Origin of the sequence: Sphaerochaeta sp. (assembly GCF_050178175.1) — a bacterium.
Classification (GTDB): domain Bacteria; phylum Spirochaetota; class Spirochaetia; order Sphaerochaetales; family Sphaerochaetaceae; genus Sphaerochaeta.
Genome location: NZ_JBFXGH010000137.1, coordinates 1 through 5,216, shown reverse-complemented (window position 1 = coordinate 5,216; position 5,216 = coordinate 1). Strand labels below are relative to the sequence as shown.

At 40.5% G+C, this 5,216-nt stretch carries 5 protein-coding genes and 1 pseudogene; 2 read left to right on the top strand and 4 right to left on the bottom strand.

Translation table 11 applies throughout. The features are described 5' to 3' along the window. The 3 genes and pseudogenes from AB7S66_RS11180 to AB7S66_RS11170 all read right to left on the bottom strand — a co-directional run. A pseudogene (locus AB7S66_RS11180) lies at positions 1-1,196 on the bottom strand (type II toxin-antitoxin system HipA family toxin); the annotation flags it as partial. Between the two features lie 23 nt (positions 1,197-1,219). Then, a complete protein-coding gene (locus AB7S66_RS11175; RefSeq protein ID WP_198890819.1) occupies positions 1,220-1,471 on the bottom strand; it encodes a helix-turn-helix domain-containing protein in 252 nt (83 codons plus the stop codon). A gap of 258 nt (positions 1,472-1,729) precedes the next feature. Next, a complete protein-coding gene (locus tag AB7S66_RS11170; protein ID WP_428520024.1) occupies positions 1,730-3,022 on the bottom strand; it encodes an ATP-binding protein in 1,293 nt (430 codons plus the stop codon). Between the two features lie 138 nt (positions 3,023-3,160). On the opposite strand from AB7S66_RS11170, the gene AB7S66_RS11165 reads away from it, so the two are divergent. After that, positions 3,161-3,598: an ATP-binding protein gene (locus AB7S66_RS11165; RefSeq protein ID WP_428520022.1), complete on the top strand. Its 438-nt coding sequence runs from the start codon at positions 3,161-3,163 to the stop codon at positions 3,596-3,598. Here the strand turns inward: AB7S66_RS11165 and AB7S66_RS11160 are convergent. Beyond that, positions 3,511-3,723 (bottom strand): hypothetical protein, encoded by a 213-nt coding sequence (locus AB7S66_RS11160; protein WP_428520027.1) that lies wholly within the window; start codon positions 3,721-3,723, stop codon positions 3,511-3,513. The two genes, AB7S66_RS11165 and AB7S66_RS11160, sit on opposite strands and share 88 nt — an antisense overlap. A gap of 214 nt (positions 3,724-3,937) precedes the next feature. On the opposite strand from AB7S66_RS11160, the gene AB7S66_RS11155 reads away from it, so the two are divergent. Next, the gene (locus AB7S66_RS11155) at positions 3,938-4,516 is read left to right on the top strand and encodes a type II toxin-antitoxin system antitoxin SocA domain-containing protein (RefSeq protein ID WP_428520020.1); all 579 of its coding nucleotides are present in this window, start codon (positions 3,938-3,940) and stop codon (positions 4,514-4,516) included. Positions 4,517-5,216: the final 700 nt, after the last annotated feature.

The window sequence follows — 5,216 nt, the reverse complement described above, 5'->3', positions numbered from 1 at the left end:
AGCTGTCCAGAGGTCCTATCGATTACTCCAGGCAACTGCTCAAGCACCTCAGTGAATATCTCTTTCATACTACTACTAGCACCACATATCCTAGCTGTCTCTTCCCAGTGCCTTTTTTGTATTTTGTTCCACTCATAATGCCCATCTACAGTCATTGCCATCTTGAGATTCTCTGGGGTAATCATTTGAGTTCCATGACCCATTACCGGATATACAGACATAACGTCATACAGAGGTGTTAACGAGTATCGGCCTTGTTTCCCGATAGAGATGCTAAAATTCTTTGCATGCCCGTCCGGGGCTGCAAGCAACCAAAAAAGAAGCTGTGTTTTCAGAAATAGTTTTCTATCTTGCTGTGGATTACTCGATGAAAGCAAGAAATGCATGATCTCAATAATACCAGGCCCTCCTTCATGCTCATATTTCTTTTAATGAGAAACTCCCAGAGCCTGACATAGATCTTCCTGCGGAAGCCTCATCCACCAAGAACCATCAGAAGAAAGTTTCCTGTCAAAACGTTCAACAACAAGAGTTCGCTGCGTTCCAAATACTGCAATATCTGCTTTAGCAACATCGAGACCAAATGCTTCAAGAATTTTGAGACATAGCCATTCATTTTCTATGGATTGCCGCATATCCATTCTAAGAGCACCAATCTCTCCTAATGGCAACTTAAAGATATGCGTAGTTGGAGTTGCTCCAATTGGCTTACACCACTGATTGTTACTACGAAGTAATGCAGTTTTTTCTTGTGCCCCAGCAATCGAAATACGTAGCGACTCATCATTCGCCCGGCCAGGAAGAGATCCCGTGGAACTCTCATGAAGAACCCTTTCAATTTCCTTTTCGCTGAGAGGTTCTCCCTCGATTACATGAACATCTGGAATAGCATTTCCTTCAGGTAATATCTGAAGAGCACCAACACAATCGCGACCTATTTCAGAAAGTAAGTCGAAAGGAGAGCTCGAAGAAAGTCCATACCGCCTTTGAATCCTCTGTCTTATATCAGCATTGTCTGGGAGTAGATTGTCAAAGAACGATGCTACCTCTGGGCCTTTTATTTCTTTGGAAACCGGTCCAAGCGGAAGAGAAAGAGAAAGGGGACGAGCATTTTGGTCTCTCAAATACGACTCCACATACCTGAAGGATTGCTCTGATCCTGTGCGCGTCCATTTTCCTACATGTTTTCCGTTCATCCATATATCCAAGGTATGTTTCATCACCACTCATCCTTCTCTGTCTCTTCATCTAGCGGAGGCTTTGGTTGCAAGAGCATCTCAATCTCCAGAGCAGAGACAAGCTTGAAAAAGCTTTCAAGGGAACATCGCTCTGGATGAGACTCCAGGGCAGATATGGTCTTGGGCAACAGTCCCACAAGTTCTCCAGCTTGCTTCTGTGTGAGGTTCAAGCTCTTTCGTCTACTTTTTAGATAATAGGCAAGTTGGAACGGGGTCAATATTAGGTTCTGCATAGGTCCTCCACAAAAACAGCATACCCCACAAGGTATATATTGTAGATATACCCTATAGGGTTAATTATATAGTTTTACCCTGTAGGGTATAAAAGGACTTATAACCTAAGTTATAATTCTTAGAAAATCAAAATACTGAAAATTTTTGCCGATATCGGCAGTAATTTTCAATATTATACATACCATTACCTAGCATTACCAACATCCTACCCTGCAAAGAGTGTAGAGCACGGCAAAAGCAATTCATCACTGCACTTGTCATAAATCCAAGCTATTCGCATCAAGCAAGAATCGCTGGACTCCTATTACTAATGTTCCTTTCTCTGTGTGCCAAGGATTGGTTTCATGACCAACAACGATAATCTTCTTAAATGAATCGGGCACATTTACTAAACTTTGCTGCTCCTGTTCAAGTTTCTCTTTTGTTCCAAGTGCCAATGCAGACTGAACGTAGTATCGTCTGCTTCCCAAATTGGCAACAAAATCTACCTCCAGTTTCTTTCTCACTTCTTTCCCTGAGGCGTTGTTCGCTCTTATCTCTACCACCCCAACATCGACAGAAAAACCTCTCACCCTCAGTTCATTGTATATAATGTTTTCCATAATATGGTTTTCCTCAATCTGCCTGAAGCCAAGACGAGCATTTCTCAGACCAAGATCCTCAAAATAGTACTTCATAGGAGTACCAATATACTGTCTCCCTTTAACATCGAAACGTTTTGCTTCATGTATGATGAATGCATCCTTCAGGTACCCAATGTACTGGTTAATGGTATTTACGCTTATAGAAGAATGCAGCACGCTCTTGAAGGTTGCTTCAATTCGCGAAGGATTGGTAAGTGAGCCAATAGTTGATGCTAGAATATTCATGAGATCTTCTAGTTCTCTGCTTTTCTGGACATGATAGCGATTAATCAAATCCTTCAGGTATGTCTCTTCAAACAGATTCGTCAGATATGTAACTTTTTGTTCTACTGTTGGAAGAATACTTACCAAGGGCAATCCTCCGTACATGATGTAATCTGACCATCCTTGGTTTTTATCTCCTTCGAACACCTGCATAAACTCTCTGAATGATAAAGGGAAAATATGGACTTCATCCCCCCGTCCCCTGAATTCCGTCAGGATATCACTAGAAAGAAATCTTGAATTACTTCCCGTTATGTAGGTATCGACGTTTCTCTTGCGCAACAAACCATTAAGAGCATCATACAAGCCAAGAGATTTCTCAGGATGCTTCATTTCATCTTCTGTAATTGCGTATTGAACTTCATCGAGAAGGACAAAATACTGTTCATTGGTGTTTTCTATCCTGGACAGGATATACTCATATAGTGTGTCTACATCCCGATATGCTCTGTTTTCTGGAATGTCTAATGCTAGTTGAATGATATGGTCTTCTGTGACCCCTGTGGATATAAGATAGTCATAAAAGAGCTTGAAAAGCAGGTATGATTTTCCACTTCTTCTTATTCCTGTGATAACTTTGATCATCCCATTGTTCATTCTGTTGATCAATGCGTTCACATATATATCTCTCAATATTTCCACAATACACCTCATTGAATTTTTTTGCCTGTATCGGCAATTATTTTCAATATAAGTATACAACTCTCTCTTTATAAATGGAAGGTATGACCGCAGGAGCGGTGAAGGGATACTATTTCTTGTTGCTAGAATCGTCGTTCTATGATGAAGATAGGAAATTCACAACCAAGGAACCGTTTGCTTGCTGATATCTTTCATCGTTTGGGTTATGTTGAAGCTTATGGGACCGGACTAATCAGGATCAGAGAACTATATACACATATGGCAGCCCATGAACAAATCGAAGTCACACCCAACACATTCAAAATAGTCCTTCCAAACCAGAACGAGAGTCAACCAGTGGAAGCAAGTGCAAAGGAACCTATTCCGCTCTACTCGTCCAAGCAATTCAAACAAATCTTGGAGGAAATTCAAAGAGAAGGTTATGTCACTGATGAATCAGCACAAACTTTGCTTGGAGTAAAGAAGACCCGTGCATACCTCATCCTCCGTCAGATGGTTGATGCTTCCCTGATCAAAAAACAAGGTCGAGGAAAAACAAAGAGATATATACTGAAACGGATCTTGATCAATCGGTAGGTCTGGATTGCCAAGGGGGAGATCTTCACATCCTTCTCTTCAGAGGAAAGCTCCAGCTCATTGAGCATCTGGTAGATCGTCAAGTTGGCGACAAAGGGGTCCAAGCCCCCTCGTTTATGAACCACCTGAAGAGCTGTTCCATCCTCGCCGCCCTTGCAATGTTTGCATGTTTCTTGACTAACATTGCATTATTAGGAATACGTATTATAAGCGCTATAAGTGCTGAAATATAGCTATTTATACAAAATCGTAGAAGAGACTTGTTGACTTCAGCCTGTCATTAGATTACCGTATACATATAGGGTTGATACTTAGTATGAATGAGAAAAGGAGTATATCTTGGCATACGAGAAGGAAAGATTAGAAAACGCTCTTGCGTATATTGCAATCATCCATAAGAAGCTCACAAACAAGCCTGCATATCAGACATATATCTATAAGTATCTTGCTTTGATTGATTTTACAGAAGTAAAAGAAACTGGAAGAACAATGTTCGACCTCGATTATATAGCACTCACAAATGGACCAGTGCCGAGAGTATTATACGATAACCGTGAAGAAAATTTGAGAAATCAACCATTTAGAGATACCGTTGTTCTGAAGAAGACTAGCGAGCAACAGATTATCTATGAACCAGTGGCAGAACCAAATCTGGAATTCTTTTCAGATCATGAACTTGATTTAATAGAATCAACTCTCGAGAAATATGTCTCTCGGGATATCACTTGTGATAAGATTTGTGAGATCACACATAGACAGATTCCGGCTTGGAGGAAGGCCTGGAACCGGAGAAATACTAGTCAAAGAGTACCTATTAACCCACTGGATTCATTTCCAGATGTCTTGGAAAAGGATATTAATGCGAGAACTCCTATCGAAGAGGCTGCAGTCCAACATTTCATGATAAAAGCCATCTAGACAGGAACTCAAAATTGTGAACCTCGATGATTTCCAAGTTGGAGTATTATTCAAGTGGCATAACTTTCCATTTCAGCACGATGAGATTGTGAAGGATAGATACTTTATCTATCTGGGATGTCCAAATCGTATGATTACGCCTCAGATTGAATACTTTTTGGTCACAGGTACTTCTTTAACACAGTATTACGAACCAAATAGAGAAAGACACAATTCTCAACACATACGCTTCAATGCAAACGAGCATAACCTTCCACTCGATACAGTCTTTGATATAGATATCGGGTTTGATCATTTTCCTGAAGACACAGTAAGTCACGAATGCAGAAACATGGAAATAATGAGTCATCTATGCGAGAAAGAATTACGGACTTTATTTACTTGTGTGGCAAATTCGACGTATATCACATATCAAGTAAAGAGAGATATTAAAAGTGCATTCGAGCATTTTGGATTATGCAATTTACCCGCAGTCAGGCAACATAGAAGGGGTAGATACTCTTACGGATGGCCATGACTTGAATATCATATTCTCATTAGTATCATAAAGTAGACACCTCACTCATTTCAAAAAACAAGGGCGAGGAAAAACAAAGAGATTTGTACTGAATCACTCCTGAAGAATAGAAGCCCTTCCTGATCAGGAAAATCTCGATGACGCTGCCCATTCTTTCAGTAGCGATAACCAGTCACAACATTG